Genomic DNA, 16,860 nt, shown 5'->3' on the forward strand with positions numbered 1-16,860 from the left:
CGCGCGGAGGAAGGGGAAAGGGAAGCACATGATCGTCGGCATCGATCTGGGCACGACCCACAGTCTCGTCGCGGCGTGGCTGGACGGCGTTCCGCGCCTGATCCCCAATGCGCTCGGCGGCGTCCTGACACCGTCGTGCGTCGGCGTCGACGAGGATGGCAGCATCCTCGTCGGGGAGGCCGCCCGTGAGCGCCTGCAGACCCATCCGCAACAGACCGCCTCGCTGTTCAAGCGCTATATGGGCAGCCCTCGCAGCGTGCGCCTGGGCGATCGCGATTATCGTGCGGAGGAACTTTCCGCCCTGGTCCTTCGATCGCTCAAGGCGGACGCCGAGGCTTTCCTCGGTGAACCGGTCACCGAGGCCATCGTGACCGTGCCCGCCTATTTTTCGGACGCACAGCGCAAGGCGACGCGCTTGGCCGGCGAACTCGCCGGCCTCAAGGTGGAACGCCTGCTCAACGAGCCGACCGCCGCCGCGCTCGCCTATGGGCTTCACGAGGCCGGTAGCGAGACGCAATTCCTCGTTTTCGATCTCGGCGGCGGGACGTTCGACGTATCCATCCTCGAAATGTTCGAGGGCGTCATGGAGGTACGCGCCAGCGCGGGCGACAACATGCTCGGTGGCCAGGACTTCACCACGTCGATCGCCGATCTCGCCTTCGCGAATGGCGCGCCTGAAGCGGCGCGTGACGATCCGCGCTTCATGCAGCGCCTGGCGGCCAGCGCCGAATGGGTCAAGCGGGAACTGAGCGCCAGTGGCAGTGCTTCGCTGGACGTTCGTTACGAGGGCCGTTCGATCCGGGTCGACATCGACGCCGAGGCGTTCGAGAAACTGGCCCAACCGCTGCTCAACCGCCTCTGGCGCCCGATCGAGCGCGCCATGCGTGACGCGCGTATCCGTGCCGCGGATCTCGACAGCGTGGTCCTTGCTGGCGGTGCCACGCGCATGCCCATGATCCGCGCGCTCGCCACGCGCATGTTCGGCCGCTTCCCCGCCGTCGGGCATAACCCGGATGAAGTGGTCGCCATGGGTGCCGCGGTTCAGGCGGGGCTGAAGATGAAGGACAAGGCGCTCGACGAGATGGTGATGACGGACGTCTGCCCGTACACGCTCGGTACCGAGGTCGTGCGCCAGCTGGACAACGGGTCGCAGGCACCAGGGTTCTTCGCGCCGGTGATCCAACGCAATACCGTCGTTCCCGCCAGTCGCATCGAGCGCTTTTCGCCGGTGACGCCCGACCAGAAACAGATTCGCATCGGCGTCTACCAAGGCGAATCGCGCATGGTTCGCGACAACATCGCGCTCGGTGAACTCACCATTCCCCTCCTGCCCGGCCCAGGGCACGGCGATGGCGTCGATGTCCGCTTCACCTATGACGTGAACGGCCTCCTTGAAGTCGAGGTGACCGTCGTCGCCAGCGGCGAGGTGAGGCGGCTGGTGATCGAAAGCGGCGATGCGCACATGCCTGCGGAGGAGATCGCACGGCGGTTGCAGGCGCTGTCGGTCCTCAAGACACACCCGCGCGACACGCTCGAAAACCGCACCCTGCTCGCTCGCGCGGAACGTCTCTACGAACAACTGTCGGGCGAACCCCGCGAGCGGCTCGGGCGCGTCATCCTCCGTTTCGAGCAGGTGCTCGCCACGCAGGACCAGCGACTGATCGCACGCGATGCCGTGGCATTCCGCGAGTCCTTGCAGGCGATCGAGCGTGATGACCGATTCGCACCGGACCCGGCGAGCTGAGCATGACGCTGCCCTGGCACCTGGACATCCTCGGACTTCCCGCACATGCGGACGAGATCGCCGTGCGCCGGGCGTACGCGGCGGCGGTCCGGAAAATCGATCCGGCAACCGATCCCGACGCCTTCCAGCGCGTTCGCCACGCCTACGAAGCCGCACGTGCGTGGTGCGAACAGATGGACACCACGGTGGCCACGAGCGGCGAAGCGCCTGCACTCACGGCCAGCAGCACGACGGGTGGCGCGGTGGACAAGCCATCACCCGAGGAATCGCCGTCCCTCCCGGTCGACTACACGGTGACGCTTGCCTGGCGATTCGCCGCCGATGTCGGCGCACATCGGGCCGAAGGCATACCGCGCATGCTCGACGACATCCTCGTGGAACTGCGCACGCAGTATATCGACGCACCCGGCCAGTTCGAGGGACACCTGATCGACCTTGTCGGACTGCAGCGTATCGCGCACCGGTCCGAGGTGTTCGCCGCCGCCGAAACACGCTTCCACTGGGACGAGGTGGGACACCTCGCTGCTCTGGGGGAACGAGGCCGGTGGATCGAAAGCGTGCTGTCACAGCGCGAAGCATGGCTCTCGCTCGCGCCGGATCGCCAACGGGCATGGCTGGAACTTTTTGCACGCGCGGAGACGCACCTCGACAAAGCCCTGATCCGGCACTGGCCGGAGATCGCGAAGCTCAACGAACGGTTTCCCGCGTGGCTCAGCCTTCACCTGTCGGGCGAAACCCTTCAGGCATGGCACGCCGCGTTTGACGCACAATCGGCGTCCGCTCGCGACGTATTCATGAAGATCGCCGCACCAGAGACCGCCTATCTTCCCGCGCAAGCGGTGGCAGAGCGCGAACGTGAACAACAACGGTCGACGTCGCGTCTTGCCGCGTTTCTCGTACTGGCAGTAGTCATTGGATTCGTCAACCTCGCGATCCAGGGCTGGCCGCGTTCAAGGGCCACCTCGATGACTTCGCCCTTGGAAGCCTCACTTCCCCCGGACACGCCACGGCAATGCGTGGAACTCTATACGCAGCTGAATAGCCCCGATGCGTTCGAAGGGAAACGCGCGGACGAAATCGACACGCTCAAGGCCCGCGCTCACCGTTGCCAACGGGCTGGTCACTGGCACGCACAAACCGCTCGATGATCAGGGCGACAAGCGCGGCACGCCATGCTGGTCGCGCTCTTCCACTGCCGTGACGCGCGTGTCGATACGACGACTGCGCAATTCATCCGGCAAGGCCTCGGTCGCTTCCCCGCGGGCGAGCGCCAGGGCATTGCGATAGCAACGCTGGGCGAGTTCCGGATGGTCCTCACCGACGTAGACATCGCCAAGGGCTTCCCAGGCGGCCGCGCTCGGTTCGATCGCCAGCGCGCGTTCGAGGTACGGCTTCGCCTTGCCCCAAAGGCGCACGCGCACGCACATGCGCGCGACGGCGGTGAGTAGGACGGCGTCGTTGGGATGGGTGTCTATCCAGCTTTCGGCACGGCGCAGGCGCTGCTCCAGGTCTTCCGCGCCCATGCTTCCGTAGGTGGCGACAAGCGACGGCGACCATTCGCGGCGCAGCGCGGTTTCGATCTCGTCCATCGCGGCCATCGTCTGGCCGAACCGCGCGGCTTGCTGCGCATAAGCGTCCACGGCGGCAGGCAGGCGGCGTTGGCCTTTCGGCAATTGCGACCACAACGTGGCCAGAGAAGCACCATCGGGGGCGCTACGTACATAGGCGGCGACGACGCGCGACTCGATCTCCGCGTAGGCGCGCGAGCCCAACTCACCGCTTTTTTTCAGGGGATCGAGGGCACGCAAGGCGTTGCGCGGTTCGCCAGCCTCGAGCGAGGCCTCCGCGAACTCGACCCAGCCGGCGGGTGTCAGGCCGCCGCTGTTGGCTTCGGGCGCCAGCAAGGCGGCTGCCTCGTTTGGTCGGCCGGTACGGCGCAGCAGGCGTGCGCGCATGACGCGCGCGGCGCGTGGCGCCTCCTGCGCGGCCTGGTCGAGCGTTTCCAGTGCGCGTGCCGATTCGCCGTGGCGTTCCGCGGCTTCGGCCGCGGCGAGCAAGGCCGGACCGCGTACCGACGGATAGCGCGCCGCCCGGTTGAGGTCGCGCTCCGCTTCGCCGTGGCGCCCCTCGATCAACGATACGAGGCCGTCGGCGAGACGCTGCCGGCTCAGCCGGCGATGGCGCCGTGTCATCGCGCCGAACGGCCACCGGATCAGGGCGACCAGCACCGAGACCGCCGCCCAGGCGAGCAGCAGGAGTACCACCGCCGTCACCACGGTCATCTGCACGTTGGTGCCGCGCAGATGGATGAGTACGTAGCCGGGGTCGTCCGCGACCCAGTGCCAGGCGAAGGCGGCGATCGCCGCGATGAGGATCAGGCCGACGATCCAGCGCCAGAGCTTCATGGCGTGTCCTCGTGCGGCGTCGCGGCCGACCCCGCATGCGCGGGAGCCGCCGTGGATGCGCCACCTTTCAGCGCATGCACGGAGCGAAGGTTGCGCAATTCGGTGAGCGCGGCACCAAGCTTCGGTTCGGCGCCCTTCGCCTGGCTGGCCAGCAGCGCCGTCACACGCGAACGCGCGGCCTGCACCGCAGGTGATGACGTGTCGAAGCGCGCGGCGAGCGTGGCGTCGACGCGCTTCAACGCCGCTTGCCGGTTCACGTCGTCGTAAGCGAGCACTGCTGCCTCGGCATGCGCGACATCCAGCGCGGCCAATTCGCGGGCGATCCTGTCGTCGGCCAGCCCCAAGGGCGTGCCGTCGTCATGGCTGACCTTCACGATGCTGCCGAGGGCGTCACCGGCTCGCTGCCAGAAGTCTCGCTGTGATGTGTCGGCCGTTTTCGTATCGGAACTCTTCAGGGGCAGGGCCGGCAACTGCGCACGCAGCTCGGCCAGCGCCGCCAGGTCGTTCGCGCGGGCGACGGGCGCCACGGCGGCGAGCGCCTCGCGCTCGGCCCCCACGTTCTGCCTCACCGCGGCGAACGCGACGTCGTTCACGGCCGCGAGCGTCTTGTCGGCGAGGTCGTAGGCGGACAACGCGCCACTGGCGTCGCCGAACAGCGCGAAGCGCTCCTTGGCCATGCGCAGCAGCGATTCGGCCTCGTCCAGCAGCATGGCGTCGTGACCGCTGAGGCTGCGCTCGCTGAGGTTGGCGACCGCGTCTTCCAGATTACGCGTACGTTCGGAAACGCCGAGCATTTCTTCACGGGCGGACCGGTTGACGCCATCGGCGTCGCTGACCCGGCGGCGGAGCGTGGCGTTGTCGTCGCGCAATCCCTCGACCGCCGCCTGCAAGGTATCGACCTGCCCGCGCAGGCCGTTGGCCGCGCCGACGTCCTGGCGCAGGTTCCAGACCGTCCATGCCGTATATCCGGCCGCGCCGAGCGCCGCCAACGAGAACAGGATGGCCACGGCCAATGCACCGCCGCCTCGGCGGGGCGAGGAAACGGGTGGCTTCGCCGCGCGAGCGGACGGCGGCGTGGCGGCCGGGGCCGGCGTAGCCGGGGCGGTATCGGTCGGAGAGGTCTCGTTCGTCATGCCCGGCATGCTAGCAGGCCATACGCTAACGCATGGAACACCTCCCTCAACGGCGGGTGAACGAAACCTCGCTGGCGGCCTGGAGCAAGTCGGCCGGGAGGGCCGAGCGGGCCACGGCGACGCGCTCGAATCCCGCCTGCATCGCGATCTCGCGCAAGCGTTCGCTGCTGACGACCGCCACGGCCTGGACCAGCCTACGCCAGGCCGGGGCGATCAGGGCCCGGTGCAGGTGATCGAGGGCCTCGGCGCTGGAAAGCAGCACCGCCGAGCGGCGCCCCAGCTTCAGCAAAGGGTCGATGTGGCGGCGGTCGATACGGGGCGCCACGCGATGGTAGACGTGGATTTCCTCGATCGACGCCCCGCGCAGGGCCAGTTGCTCGCGGATCAGTCCCCTGCCGCCGGGGGCGCCGACCAGAGCCACGCGCTTGCCTGCCACGGCGGCCAGTTCCGGGAGCCCGAGCACCCCCTCGCTGTCCTGAGACGTTTCGGGGAAGCGCACCTCGGCGACGCTCGCCGTCTTCAGCGCTCGCGCCGTGCCACGGCCCACGGCGATCACGGCCGCGCGGGTGGCCAGGGGCAATACATCGGCCGCGAAGCGCACGGCGGCAGGGCTGGTGAACACGAGCACGTCGCCCTCCAGCGCGCGGCGCAAGGCCGCATCGACGGCCGCCGCGTCTTCCGTGGCGCGCAAGGAGAGTCCGGGCACGCTTACGGGAATGCCGCCGAGCTTGCGAACGCGGCGGGCGAGGGGGCCGGCGGTACCGGCGGGACGGGTGATGACGACGGTGACGTTACGAAGGGGAAGGGAGCGGCTCACTTCAAGGCATCCTGCGAGTGACAGGTCAGCATAGGAAGGTGGGGGCGCGGCCACCAATGCCGAAGGTTGGGGCAAGCCATACGGATGCGAACGGATCGCCGCGCCTCGTAGACTTGACGGCTTATGACCATGATTCAAGCTGCCCTGGCCGATCTCGAGCGCTTCATCCTCGACGGCATCCCCCTGGCCCGCGCCATGGAACTGCGTATCGCCGCCTTCGACGGCGAACGCCTGACCATGACCGCGCCGCTGGAGCCCAACATCAACGACAAGGGATGCGCGTTCGGCGGCAGCCTGGCCAGCTTGATGACGATCGCCTGCTGGGCTCTCGTCGAGGCCTGCCTGCGCCAACGCGGCGACGACTGCGACGTCTTCGTGGCCGACTCCACCGTGCGCTATCTCGCCCCGGTGTGGGACGACCTCCGTGCGGAGGCCAGCCTGGCCCCGGGAGCCCGCTGGGAACCCTTCTTCGCCACCCTCGACGCCCGTGGCCGCGCCCGGGCGGACTTCACCTGCGTGGTACCGGGAGCCGACGGCAAGCCCCTGGCCAGCCTGGATGCGCGTTTCGTGGCCAAACGCCGGGCATAATGCCGCCCGACGCCCCGAAGGAAGCCACCATGCGCCCGTTCGCCCTGCCCGCCCTCGCCCTCACCCTCATGGCCCTCGCGGGTTGCGCCGCCGACAAGCGCAGCGAGGCGCTCAACCGGACCCTCATGGGCTACGCCTCGGCGATCCGCTGGGGCGACTTCACCCAGGCGCAGACCTTCATCGACAAGGACTATGCCGAGGAACACCCGATCAGTTCCGTCGAGCAGGGACGCCTCCAGCAGTTACGCGTCACCGGCTACGACGAGGGCGCGGGCCCGCGGCCCGATGGCGACGACGATGTCGTCCAGGTGGTCCAGATCAGCGCGGTGAACATCAACACCCAGGCCGAGCGCAGCATCGTCGACCGCCAGCGCTGGCATTACGACCGCGAAAAGAACAAGTGGCGCCTGATGACCGGCCTGCCGGACTTCTCGCCCCGCTAAGCCGATATAATCGGCCGTTTATCCCCCCTGGGACGCGAAAAGACACGATGAACGACGTACTGCAGAAGTTGCCCGCCTTCGTGAGCAACCACACCGCGCTGGTGGCGCTTTTCGTGGTGATCCTGGTCGCCCTGGTCGCGGGCGAAGTCGGTCGTCTGTTCCGCAAGTGGAAGAGCCTGACGCCGGCCGGTCTCACGCAGCTGATCAACCGCGACACGCCGCTGATCATCGATCTCTCGGCCAGCGCCGATTACGAGAAGGCGCACATCCCCGGCGCGAAGAACGTGGCGATGAGCCAGTTCGACCCGGAGACGCAGAAGGATCTCTCGAAGGCGAAGGAGTTGCCGGTGGTGCTGGTCGACAAGGACGGCCGTGGCGTGGGCAAGGCGGCCAACCGCCTGATCAAGGCCGGCTTCGCCAAGGTGTTCGTGCTCGACGGCGGCACCTACGCCTGGCAGACCGCGCAGCTGCCCGTGGTGAAGGGCAAGAAATAATCAGAGCCCGTGGATGCCGGCCCGGCCGCGCAGGATCGCATCCAGCACGTCGGGCGCCACGTCGAACGAATCGAAGTAGAGCCGGTCCTCCGGCAGGTTCGCCTCGACGAACAGCTGCCGCCCTGCCGCGATCATCGGCGGCGGGCCGCTCATGTAGAGATCGAAGTCGGCGAGATCGGGATGATCCTCGAGCACGGCCTCATGGATCAGCCCTTCGCGCAGACCGCTCATCCGCGCCGCCTGCGGGTCCGAAAGCACCGGAATGAACGTGATCGTGGACAACTCCTCGGTCCAGCGCCGCGCCAGGTCGATGAGATAGAGGTCGGCCACCGTGCGCGCGCCCCAGTAGACGAACATCGGCCGCCGCGTACCGAGTGCGATGAAATGCTCGACGATCGCTTTCACCGGCGCGAAGCCCGTGCCGCCGGCCACGAGAAGCATCGGCCGCTCGGAATCCTCACGAGGCACGAAGGTGCCCAGCGGCGCCTCGATGGTCAGGTGGTCGCCCACGCGCAGCGATTCGTACACCCATGAGGTGAATCCACCGCCGGGCACATGGCGCACGTGCAGTTCGATCCGGCCATCCGCGCGCGGGCCGCTGGCGATCGAGAACGGACGGTGCTTGCCGTCCTGGAGGATCACGTCGAGGTACTGGCCCGGCAACCAGTTGAGCCGCTCGTTGTCCGTCGGCTGCAACCACACGCCCACGACGTCCGGAGCCAGGGCCCGGCGCTCCACCACCACGACGTCCAGCCGCCGATGCGGGATGTCTTCCACCGAGGCGATTTCACGCGCCTGGATGGCGATATCACCGCAGGGCACGGCCTGGCACATCAGGATGGCCCGGTGCTGGCGCGCCGATGCCGACAACGCCACCGGCGGATTGCGCGGGTAGCTGCACTCGCCCTCCACCAGGGTGGCCTTGCAACTGCCGCAGACACCGCTGCGGCACGAATACGGGAGGGCGATTCCCGCGCGCTGGGCGGCTTCGAGGACGGTCTCGTCCGCGGCGGCTTCGAATCGCTTGCCGGACGATGTCAGGGTTACGGTGGGCACCTGCGCATTGTAGGACAATGGCGGCTTGCCCCACAGGATCACGCGGAACATGGCCATCTGGAAGCAACCCATCGACCTCGCCCGGATCAACGGCTGGAGCCGTGGCACGATGATGGAAACCCTCGACATCCACTTCACCGCGTTCGGCGACGACTGGCTGCGCGGCACCATGCCGGTGGACCATCGCACGCAGCAGCCGTTCGGGCTTCTCCATGGCGGTGCCTCGGTCGTGCTGGCCGAAACGCTCGGCAGCTCGGCCGCCCTGCTCACGCTCGACGTGGAAAAGGAGATCGCGGTAGGCCTGGATATCAACGCGAACCATATCCGCGGCGTGCGTGGCGGTATCGTCACCGGCACCGCCAAGGCCGTTCACCTCGGCCGCACCACCCAGGTGTGGGAAATCCGCATCGAAGAAGAGAGCGGCAAGCTCGTCTGTCTTTCGCGGCTCACCATGGCGGTGATTCCCTCCACGGGTGGCGCGCCGGGAAACCTGCGCACGTGAGCGATGCCGCGCCGTATGCGGCGCTGTCGCCGGATGTCGTACTCGCCGCGGTGGACGCGGCGGGTTCGTGGAGCGACGGCCGCCTGCTCACGCTGAACAGTTACGAGAACCGCGTGTTCCAGGTCGGCCTCGAAGACGGCGGCTTCGTCGTCGCCAAGTTCTACCGGCCGGGCCGCTGGACCGACGCGGCGATCGAAGAGGAACATGCCTTCGCGCTGGAACTCGCCGCGGCGGAATTACCCGTCGTGGCGCCGCTGGTTTTCAATGGGCGTAGCCTGCTCCGGCAAGATGGATACCGCTACGCGCTGTACCCGCGGCGCGGTGGCCGTGCGCCTTCGCTGGAATCGCCCGATCAACTGGAATGGCTGGGCCGGTTGCTGGGAAGGATGCACGCCATCGGTGCGCGCGAACGCTTCCACGCGCGCGCCACGCTCGATCGCCCGACCATGATCGAGGCACCGGTGCGGGCGACGCTGGGCTCGGACCTGCTGCCCGCGCACCTCTTCGACGCTTATCGCCACGCGGCCGGGCGCGTCGACGAGGCCGTGGCTGGCCGCATCGACGCCATCGGCCCCGTGCGTTCCATCCGCCTGCATGGCGACTGCCATCCGGGCAACGTCCTGTGGACCGACGCCGGCCCGCACTTCGTGGACCTCGACGACGCGCGCATGGGGCCGGCGGTACAGGACCTGTGGATGCTCGCCGGGGACGAGGCGATGATGGATGCGCTGCTCGAGGGCTATGGGCAATTTCGCGACTTCGACCCCACGGAACTTGCCCTGGTGCCCGTGCTGCGGGCGATGCGGCAGGTGCACTACGCCGGCTGGATCGCGGAACGCTGGCACGATCCGGCGTTCCCGGCGGCGTTTCCCTTCGCGGCCGAGGCGCGCTGGTGGGAACAGCACATCGCCGACCTGCACGAAATCGCCGACGACCTTTGACACTACCAGGAGCCTCAATGCATTCCTTTTTCGTTCGTATCATCGCGGTCTTCGAGATCGCCGGTGGACTCTTCGGCCTCGTCCATCAGTTCGACCGGCTGTTGGGTGCGCGGGTGGTCGGGATGGACGCGATCGTGGCCGTCCTCGGCGTGCTGCTGTTCGGTTTCATCCTCGTTGCCGGCGTGCTCCTGGCGAGCAATGACAGCCGCGGCACGTCGATGTCGATCTGGGCGCAGTTCCTCCAGGCCCCGCTGCTGGCCACGCCCTTCTTCAGCTATGCCCTCTCCAGCGGCGCCTTCGCCAACCTGTCGATGACGCTGCAGCGCTCGCCGCGCCTCGGTTTCGACTGGGCCATCGCCGAACATGGATGGCTGCTGGCCATCGCCGGGCCCTCGGCCGCGCACATCGGCATCAACCTGCTCGCCCTGGTTTCCTGGCTCGTCCTGCGCTTCGGCCGCTGAGCCCCGGTATCATTCACCGATGAACAATCCCGCCGTCCCCAGCATTCGCCTCAAATCCGACCGGGTCCCCGGCCACCCCTGGGTCTGGTCGGCGCAGATCGTCAAACCCGACGAACGCCTGCCACCGGGCAGCGTGGTGGACGTGCTGGACTCCAAGGGACGCTTCGTCGGCCGTGGCTTCTGGAACGGTCATGCGCGCGTCGCCCTGCGCCTCCTGACCACGGACCCGGACCAGGCCATCGACGAGGGCTGGATCGCGGCCCGTATCGCCCGCGCCGTGGAACTGCGCCGCGAACTGCTTCGGCTGGACGAGGTGAGCGACGCCTGGCGCGTCGTGCACAGCGAGGGCGACGGGCTGTCCGGCCTGGTGGTGGACCGCTACGCCGGCCATCTCGTGGTCGAGTACTTCGCCGCCGGCATGTGGCGCTTCCGTGAAACGATCCACGCCGAGCTGCTGCGTCACTTCCCCGGGTCGTCGTTGTATTGGTTCGCCGAACAGCACGTGCAACGCCAGGAATCCTTCGACGTGCGTTCGAACGACGCGCCGTCGGCCGTGGACGTGCACGAACACGGACTGGCCTTCCACGCCGCTCCTGGCCTGGGCCACAAGACGGGCTTCTTCGCCGACCAGCGCGACAACCGCCGCCGCTTCGCCGGGCTTGCACGCGGCCGCCGCGTGCTCGACCTGTGCTGCAACGCGGGGGGCTTCGCGGTGCATGCGATGAAGGCCGGCGCCCTGGAAGCGACGGGCGTGGACGCCGATGCCGCCATCCTCGAGGTGGCTCGCGAGAACGCACGCATGAATGGCGTCGAGGCTCGCTTCGAGCAGGGCGACGTCTTCGAATGGCTGCGCGCGGCGATCGCCCGTGGCGACACCTGGGACGCCATCGTCCTCGATCCACCCAAGCTCACCCGTGACCGCAACCAGGTCGTCAACGCGTTGAAGAAGTACTTCGCGATGAATCGCACGGCGCTGGACGTACTGGCACCCGGCGGCATCCTGCTCACCTGCTCCTGCACGGGACTGGTGGGCGAGGACGACTTCCTCGAGATGATCCGTCGCGTGGCGTTGAACGCCGGCCGTGACATCCAGGTGCTGCACGTCGCCGGCGCCGGCCCGGACCATCCCGTGGCGAGCAACGTGCCGGAGAACCGCTACCTCAAGGCGGTGTTCTGCCGCGTCGGCTGACGGGTCGTTCACCCGGCCTTGATCGGCCGCCGGAACATAGTGCCGGCCATGTCCAGGAAACCTCCGGCCGACGCCCTCGTGGTGGCAGATGTCGAACGGGCCCACGCGAAAGCGGCGGGCCTCGTTTATGTGTGCGATACCGATCCAGGCATCACCCGCTGCAAGCGGGGCCGCTCGTTCCGATACCTGGATGCCGAGGGCAAGCCGGTCACCGAACCATCGACACTCCAGCGCATCCGCTCGCTCGCCATCCCCCCCGCCTACACGAGCGTATGGATCTGCACGAACGAACGCGGTCACCTGCAAGCCACCGGGCGTGATGCGCGCGGCCGCAAGCAGTACCGCTACCACCCACGCTGGCGAAACGTGCGGGACCGCGGAAAGTTCGAGCGTATCCTGGAATTCGGCGAGGCCTTGCCGAAGTTGCGTCGGCGGTTACGCAAGGACCTCGCCCTGCCCGGCCTGCCGCGCGACAAGGTGCTCGCCCTGGTCGTGAGCCTGCTCGAGGAAACGATGATCCGCGTGGGCAACGACAGCTACGCGAAGCAGAACAACTCGTACGGGCTGACCACGCTGCGCTCGCGCCACGTCGCCGTGCGCAGGGGCCGCATCACGTTCCATTTCCGTGGCAAGAGCGGGCTCTGGCGTGACGTCGACCTCGACGACCGCCGCCTGGTGAAGGTCGTGCGGCGCGTACAGGAACTGCCCGGGCAGCGCCTGTTCCAGTACGTGGACGACGAGGGCCATTGCCAGCCGGTGGATTCAGGCATGGTGAACGACTACCTGCGCGAGGTCATGGGTGGCGAATTCACCGCGAAGGATTTCCGCACCTGGGGCGGTACCGTGCAAGCCGTGGCCGTGCTCGGCGCGACCACGCTTCCCGTCGATGGCGGGGATCGCGCGCTGAAGGCGATCCTCGCGAGCGCGGTCAAGCAGGTCGCGACCGTACTAGGTAACACACCGGCGGTGTGCCGCGCGTCGTACATCCACCCGGAGGTTTTCTCCGGCTGGCGGGAGGGCGAACTGCACCGCCGCGTTCCCGAAGCGGCGCTGCGTTTTCCTCGAAAATTGGAAGCCTTGACCCTCGCTTTTCTGCGTCGGCGGCTTCGTGCCGCGAACCGCTCCCGTTGAGGCGAACGGATGGCTATAGTGCGCGCACGGGGTTCGCGTTCGATTATCCAGGGGTTGTTGTGACGATGTCGCGGTGGAAGGTGATTCCCGTAGTGATCGGCCTGATGGCCAGCATGGGCAGCGGTGCGCAGGAGGCGCCGGCCAGCCCGCCTTTCGCGGTGCCCGATGCGGGGAGCCATCGTGGTGTCATCGACGACACCTGGATCATCGCGCCCAAGCGATTGGCCGATGCGACCCTCGCGGCCGTGAAGAACTATGCGGACGAGGGCGACATCGCCGCCGGTGTCTCATTGCGCTATCACATCGACAAGGCCGACTGGATCATCGCCGACGTATTCATCTATCCGGCGGGTGAAGGTGACGAAGCCACGATGCTGCGCCGGGCCACCGAGGACTTTCGCGAGTCGGTGGCCTATGCCGAGCGCCAGCAGATCTACCGGAACGTGTGGTGGGGAGACGAGGCGGCGTATACGGCGCGCCTCCCGGGGGGCAAGAAGCTGGAAGGCCGTTTCCTTCCGATCGTGTTCGACGCGCAGCAGGACATGCTCACCTCGCGCACCTACCTCTTCTATCGGAAGATGTACTTCGTGAAGATCCGCCTCACCACGACGGTGGATGCCGTGGACTCCCTGGTGGATAGCGCGGATCGATTCATCGGCAGCCTGCTGGGCAGCGTGGACATCGTCAGCGTGGGCACCTGCGGAAAGCGGATGGATGTGGTTTCCCTGGCGCCCGGGCAGTCGCCCCCGCCCGATTTCCAGGATGGCGTCAGCGCGGATGGCTACCGCGTGGCGATCAGGGGAGATCACAAGGGCACGCAGGCCTATGCCGGCCAGATGGCGAAAGCCATGACCCTGGCGGCCAAGCGACAGCTAGCCACCGGTTGCACGACGCTGGATTACAACCCGCCCCTACAGGACGACACGAAGGCAGTGCTTCACCTCAGCTTCGGACCCGACGATTGGGGCGCCTCCGCCAAGCCATAGCGGGCAGGCGAAGAACGGCCGGGGCGCGTCCCACGCCCCGGCCGTTGCCGTTCACTGGCCAGTACAGGGCTCAAGTCCTTGAGCCAGCCGTTCCGACCTGCGGCGACCGATGCATGATGAGGGATCGCGCTGGCGTGGCACATAGAAGTTTTCTGAAAATCTTCACCAATTGCACCTACGCCGTCGCAGGCGGCGCCCTCACGTCCCTTGAGGTGACGGATCGCCTTGACGCCATGCGCGCAGGCCGATCGCGGCGAGAACGACGAATCCGGCGTAGAGCACCGCCGTGATCGGCAAGGACTTATAGGCGTACTCGCCCACGTAGATCACGTCCACCGCGATCCACAGCCACCATGCCGCCGCGTGGCGCCTTGCCTGCCACCACTGGGCAACGAGGCTGAAGGCGGTCAGTGCCGCGTCCAACCAGGGCAGCGAGGCATCGGTGTAGCGGTGCATCGCGTAACCCAATGCCAGTGCCGCCGCCGTGCCAACCGCCAGGTGTAGCAGCGCGTCTCGGGGCGGCAAGGTCGCCACCCGGACATGGCCGCTGCCATCGAGGTTGCGCAGCCAGCGGTGCCAGCCATAGAGGATCAGCACCGCGAAGACCGCTTGCAGCAGCGTATCGGAGTAGAGCTTCGCGTCGACGAAGATCCACGCATACGCGGCGACCGATACGAATCCCACGGGCCAGCACCAGGGACTGCGCCGGGCGGTCAGCCATACACCCGCCGCGCTGACCAGCGCGGCGAACAGTTCGAAGAGGGATAGCTCAAAGTTCATAAGTCATCGACAGGCGGGCCAGCCGCGGCATCCCGGGGAAGAGATAGCTGTCGCCCCCCGACGTGCCGGTGTCGCGCCAGTAGAAGTGATTGAAGACGTTGTCGACGTTGAGCCGCAGCGTCGTCGCGTGGCCGCGGATGCTCGTGGCGAAGCGGAGCCCCGCATCGAACACGTGGTAGGCGGGTACGCGAGTGGCGCCATCCGGCGTGGCGACGTTGGTGCCTGCGTAGCGCCAGCCACCGAGGATCGCGAGTCCCGGTGCGAACGGGAGGCTGTAGTCGGCGTAGACGGCCGTTCGCCAACGCGGCACGTTCACCACCTGGTGATCCTCGTAGGCCGGCGTGCCCGTGTTCTCGGCGCGGGCACGGATGATGTTCGCGCTGGCGGTCAGGCGCAGGTTGTCGGTGATGCGGCCGGCCGCGTTGAGTTCCAGGCCCGTGTGCACCTCCTGGCCCTGCTGCACGAAGGTAAAGCCTTCCGCCGTATCGTCGGGACGCGCGAATTGGTACGACTGGCGAATGCGGTAGATCGCCGCCTGCAAGTCGAGCGCATCGTTGACCGCGTACTTCACGCCGGCCTCGACCTGGCGCGAGTGCAATGGCGCGAGCGTCGTGCCGCCATTCGACGTCCAATAGGGCGCCTCGCGACCGAGCGACAGGCCTTCGCCATAACTGACGTAGGTCGTGAGTGGCGCGTTCGGCTGCCAGAGGACCGCCGCCTGCGGCAACGTCTTGGTCATCCGCGTCGTGCGTTCGAGCGCCCCGGTGTCGTCGTATGCACGCTCGTTCAAGCGAACGAAACGCGCACCCGCGAGCACCTGCCATGCCTCGCCGAGATGGACGCGGTCGATGGCGAACAACGTGCGCTGCCAGCTCGTAAGGCGCCGTGCGGAGGGCCCGGGCTGGTTCGGCGACGGGTCGAAAGCGGGCACGACCGGGTCGTCGATATTGGCGGTGCCCACGTAATCGTAGACATAGGGACGCTGGTCGACCGTTCGGCGAAATGCCGAGGCGCCGAGGTTGACCTCATGATCGAGTGCGCCGGTCGCGAACGTGCCGGTGAGCACGCCACGCAACTCGTCGTTCTGCCGTGTGTCGTCCGGGCTGCGGTAGTCGTAGACGTCGTAATCGCCGTTGGGCGCGAAGAAATAGCCAGGTGTAGCGCCTGAAGCGCACGATGCCGCATAGAAGCAGCCGTAGGCGAAAGCGACGTTGTCGTCGATCACGGTATGGCTGTGGCCCGCCGACACCTGCGCATTCCAGTTGTCGTCGAAGCGATAGTTGAAACGCAACGAGGTGTTGCTCGAATGGATGCCGACCGGACGCTGCCAGGACTGGTAGCCGAGCAGCTCCGTGCGGCTCGGATGCGCCGGGAGGTTCGTGCCACCCAGCAACTGGTAGCCCGAGGCGGAACGCTGGCCGCTGGTCTGGTAATCGGTATCCAGCAGCACCGTAGCCTTGTCCGTGATCTTCCAGTCGGCGGCGATCGAGACGAAGCTGCGACGGCCATCGGCATGCTCGATGTACGAGTGCGTCTTCTCGTTCGCCGCGTTCACGCGCACGCCGAACGATGGTGAAAACCACGTACCGAGGTCCAGCGCCTCGTAGTTGGAGCCGTGCGAATCGGTACCGACGGTGACCGTATGAACGTCCGCCGGGCGCTTGCTCACGTAGTTGACCAGGCCACCCGGCTCGACCACGCCGGCCTCGAGTCCGCCCAGGCCCTTCAACACTTCGACGCGGTCCTTGCCTTCGAGGGCCAGCAGCTGTTCCGCGGACATGATCATGCCGTTGAAGCGGAACCCGGTGGCGAGGTCCAGCGGAAAACCACGTATCGAGACATCCTGGTAGTAGCCCGCCGGCGCGTAGTTGTCGTTGATCGCGGCGTCGCCGCGCACCAGCTCGCTCAGCGAACGCGGCTGGCGGTCGTCGATCTGCGCCCGGGTGATGACGGTGATCGCCGCCGGCGTGTCGTGCAACGGCGCACTGCCGAAGCTGCCGAAGGTATCGAGTTGGGAATCGGCGGCGCGGTATCCACTGGCGGTGGTCGCGTGGACGTCCACGGCGGGCAGCGTGCGCGCCTGCTGCGGTTGCGACGCGGCATCGTCCGTGGCGTGTGCCACGGTGACAAGGGAAAGCAGGGCCAGGGCGAGCGGGGTACGGGTGAGGGTCATCGTCGTCTTCGGGGTTC

General features: G+C 67.4%; 17 protein-coding genes. 11 read left to right on the plus strand and 6 right to left on the minus strand.

Annotated elements, in window-relative coordinates:
- Positions 1-28 precede the first annotated feature (28 nt).
- On the plus strand, positions 29-1,744 hold the full coding sequence (locus AB6730_RS11340; protein WP_371023717.1) for an Hsp70 family protein: 1,716 nt from the start codon (positions 29-31) through the stop codon (positions 1,742-1,744).
- Between the two features lie 173 nt (positions 1,745-1,917).
- Positions 1,918-2,892 (plus strand): hypothetical protein, encoded by a 975-nt coding sequence (locus AB6730_RS11345; protein WP_371023718.1) that lies wholly within the window; start codon positions 1,918-1,920, stop codon positions 2,890-2,892.
- Here the strand turns inward: AB6730_RS11345 and AB6730_RS11350 are convergent, their stop codons facing one another.
- The 3 genes from AB6730_RS11350 to AB6730_RS11360 are packed head-to-tail and all read right to left on the minus strand — an operon-like array spanning position 2,893 to position 6,099.
- On the minus strand, positions 2,893-4,149 hold the full coding sequence (locus AB6730_RS11350; RefSeq protein ID WP_371023719.1) for a heme biosynthesis protein HemY: 1,257 nt from the start codon (positions 4,147-4,149) through the stop codon (positions 2,893-2,895).
- A complete protein-coding gene (locus AB6730_RS11355) occupies positions 4,146-5,282 on the minus strand; it encodes a uroporphyrinogen-III C-methyltransferase (protein ID WP_371023720.1) in 1,137 nt (378 codons plus the stop codon). Before AB6730_RS11355 ends, AB6730_RS11350 begins: the two co-directional genes overlap by 4 nt.
- A gap of 46 nt (positions 5,283-5,328) precedes the next feature.
- Positions 5,329-6,099, minus strand: coding sequence for a uroporphyrinogen-III synthase (locus AB6730_RS11360; RefSeq protein WP_371023721.1), 771 nt, complete (start codon positions 6,097-6,099; stop codon positions 5,329-5,331).
- 129 nt (positions 6,100-6,228) lie between these two features.
- Between AB6730_RS11360 and AB6730_RS11365 the strand changes: the two genes are divergently transcribed.
- Genes AB6730_RS11365 through AB6730_RS11375 form a run of 3 tightly spaced genes read left to right on the plus strand, consistent with a single transcriptional unit; the run spans position 6,229 to position 7,624 of the window.
- On the plus strand, positions 6,229-6,687 hold the full coding sequence (locus AB6730_RS11365) for a YiiD C-terminal domain-containing protein (RefSeq protein WP_371023722.1): 459 nt from the start codon (positions 6,229-6,231) through the stop codon (positions 6,685-6,687).
- Positions 6,688-6,716: 29 nt separating this feature from the next.
- Positions 6,717-7,130, plus strand: coding sequence for a hypothetical protein (locus tag AB6730_RS11370; protein ID WP_371023723.1), 414 nt, complete (start codon positions 6,717-6,719; stop codon positions 7,128-7,130).
- Between the two features lie 47 nt (positions 7,131-7,177).
- The gene (locus AB6730_RS11375; RefSeq protein ID WP_371023724.1) at positions 7,178-7,624 is read left to right on the plus strand and encodes a rhodanese-like domain-containing protein; all 447 of its coding nucleotides are present in this window, start codon (positions 7,178-7,180) and stop codon (positions 7,622-7,624) included.
- On the opposite strand, the gene AB6730_RS11380 is transcribed toward AB6730_RS11375, so the two are convergent.
- On the minus strand, positions 7,625-8,737 hold the full coding sequence (locus tag AB6730_RS11380; RefSeq protein ID WP_371023725.1) for a 2Fe-2S iron-sulfur cluster-binding protein: 1,113 nt from the start codon (positions 8,735-8,737) through the stop codon (positions 7,625-7,627).
- Here AB6730_RS11380 and AB6730_RS11385 point away from each other — a divergent pair.
- The 6 genes from AB6730_RS11385 (at position 8,730) to AB6730_RS11410 (ending at position 13,890) form a co-directional block, all read left to right on the plus strand.
- Complete coding sequence (locus tag AB6730_RS11385) at positions 8,730-9,182, plus strand: hotdog fold thioesterase (RefSeq protein WP_371023726.1); 453 nt, start codon at positions 8,730-8,732, stop codon at positions 9,180-9,182. The genes AB6730_RS11380 and AB6730_RS11385 overlap by 8 nt on opposite strands.
- On the plus strand, positions 9,179-10,123 hold the full coding sequence (locus AB6730_RS11390; RefSeq protein WP_371023727.1) for a serine/threonine protein kinase: 945 nt from the start codon (positions 9,179-9,181) through the stop codon (positions 10,121-10,123). Before AB6730_RS11385 ends, AB6730_RS11390 begins: the two co-directional genes overlap by 4 nt.
- Positions 10,124-10,140: 17 nt before the next feature.
- The gene (locus AB6730_RS11395) at positions 10,141-10,584 is read left to right on the plus strand and encodes a hypothetical protein (RefSeq protein ID WP_371023728.1); all 444 of its coding nucleotides are present in this window, start codon (positions 10,141-10,143) and stop codon (positions 10,582-10,584) included.
- 19 nt (positions 10,585-10,603) lie between these two features.
- Positions 10,604-11,773 (plus strand): class I SAM-dependent rRNA methyltransferase, encoded by a 1,170-nt coding sequence (locus AB6730_RS11400; RefSeq protein WP_371023729.1) that lies wholly within the window; start codon positions 10,604-10,606, stop codon positions 11,771-11,773.
- Between the two features lie 48 nt (positions 11,774-11,821).
- Positions 11,822-12,904 (plus strand): DNA topoisomerase IB, encoded by a 1,083-nt coding sequence (locus tag AB6730_RS11405; protein ID WP_371023730.1) that lies wholly within the window; start codon positions 11,822-11,824, stop codon positions 12,902-12,904.
- A gap of 65 nt (positions 12,905-12,969) precedes the next feature.
- Positions 12,970-13,890 carry a hypothetical protein gene (locus tag AB6730_RS11410; RefSeq protein WP_371023731.1) on the plus strand — a complete coding sequence of 307 codons (921 nt, stop codon included), beginning with the start codon at positions 12,970-12,972 and terminating at the stop codon, positions 13,888-13,890.
- Positions 13,891-14,088: 198 nt separating this feature from the next.
- On the opposite strand, the gene pnuC is transcribed toward AB6730_RS11410, so the two are convergent.
- Complete coding sequence (gene pnuC, locus AB6730_RS11415) at positions 14,089-14,670, minus strand: nicotinamide riboside transporter PnuC (RefSeq protein WP_371023732.1); 582 nt, start codon at positions 14,668-14,670, stop codon at positions 14,089-14,091.
- Entirely contained in the window at positions 14,660-16,843 is a 2,184-nt protein-coding gene (locus AB6730_RS11420; protein ID WP_371023733.1) for a TonB-dependent siderophore receptor, read from the minus strand. Before AB6730_RS11420 ends, pnuC begins: the two co-directional genes overlap by 11 nt.
- Between the last annotated feature and the right edge of the window lie 17 nt (positions 16,844-16,860).

Source organism: Luteibacter sp. RCC_6_2, assembly GCF_041360655.1.
Lineage (GTDB): Bacteria > Pseudomonadota > Gammaproteobacteria > Xanthomonadales > Rhodanobacteraceae > Luteibacter.

Excerpts from the sequence above, each read along its gene's own strand:
- AB6730_RS11365 (WP_371023722.1), top strand. The coding sequence starts at position 6,229 with ATGATTCAAGCTGCCCTGGCCGATCTCGAGCGCTTCATCCTCGACGGC.
- AB6730_RS11375 (WP_371023724.1), top strand. The coding sequence starts at position 7,178 with ATGAACGACGTACTGCAGAAGTTGCCCGCCTTCGTGAGCAACCACACC.
- AB6730_RS11345 (WP_371023718.1), top strand. The coding sequence starts at position 1,918 with ATGGACACCACGGTGGCCACGAGCGGCGAAGCGCCTGCACTCACGGCC.
- AB6730_RS11420 (WP_371023733.1), bottom strand. The coding sequence starts at position 16,843 with ATGACCCTCACCCGTACCCCGCTCGCCCTGGCCCTGCTTTCCCTTGTC.
- AB6730_RS11385 (WP_371023726.1), top strand. The coding sequence starts at position 8,730 with ATGGCCATCTGGAAGCAACCCATCGACCTCGCCCGGATCAACGGCTGG.
- pnuC (WP_371023732.1), bottom strand. The coding sequence starts at position 14,670 with ATGAACTTTGAGCTATCCCTCTTCGAACTGTTCGCCGCGCTGGTCAGC.
- AB6730_RS11395 (WP_371023728.1), top strand. The coding sequence starts at position 10,141 with ATGCATTCCTTTTTCGTTCGTATCATCGCGGTCTTCGAGATCGCCGGT.
- AB6730_RS11340 (WP_371023717.1), top strand. The coding sequence starts at position 29 with ATGATCGTCGGCATCGATCTGGGCACGACCCACAGTCTCGTCGCGGCG.
- AB6730_RS11405 (WP_371023730.1), top strand. The coding sequence starts at position 11,822 with ATGTCCAGGAAACCTCCGGCCGACGCCCTCGTGGTGGCAGATGTCGAA.
- AB6730_RS11380 (WP_371023725.1), bottom strand. The coding sequence starts at position 8,737 with ATGGCCATGTTCCGCGTGATCCTGTGGGGCAAGCCGCCATTGTCCTAC.
- AB6730_RS11400 (WP_371023729.1), top strand. The coding sequence starts at position 10,604 with ATGAACAATCCCGCCGTCCCCAGCATTCGCCTCAAATCCGACCGGGTC.
- AB6730_RS11350 (WP_371023719.1), bottom strand. The coding sequence starts at position 4,149 with ATGAAGCTCTGGCGCTGGATCGTCGGCCTGATCCTCATCGCGGCGATC.
- AB6730_RS11355 (WP_371023720.1), bottom strand. The coding sequence starts at position 5,282 with ATGACGAACGAGACCTCTCCGACCGATACCGCCCCGGCTACGCCGGCC.
- AB6730_RS11370 (WP_371023723.1), top strand. The coding sequence starts at position 6,717 with ATGCGCCCGTTCGCCCTGCCCGCCCTCGCCCTCACCCTCATGGCCCTC.
- AB6730_RS11410 (WP_371023731.1), top strand. The coding sequence starts at position 12,970 with ATGTCGCGGTGGAAGGTGATTCCCGTAGTGATCGGCCTGATGGCCAGC.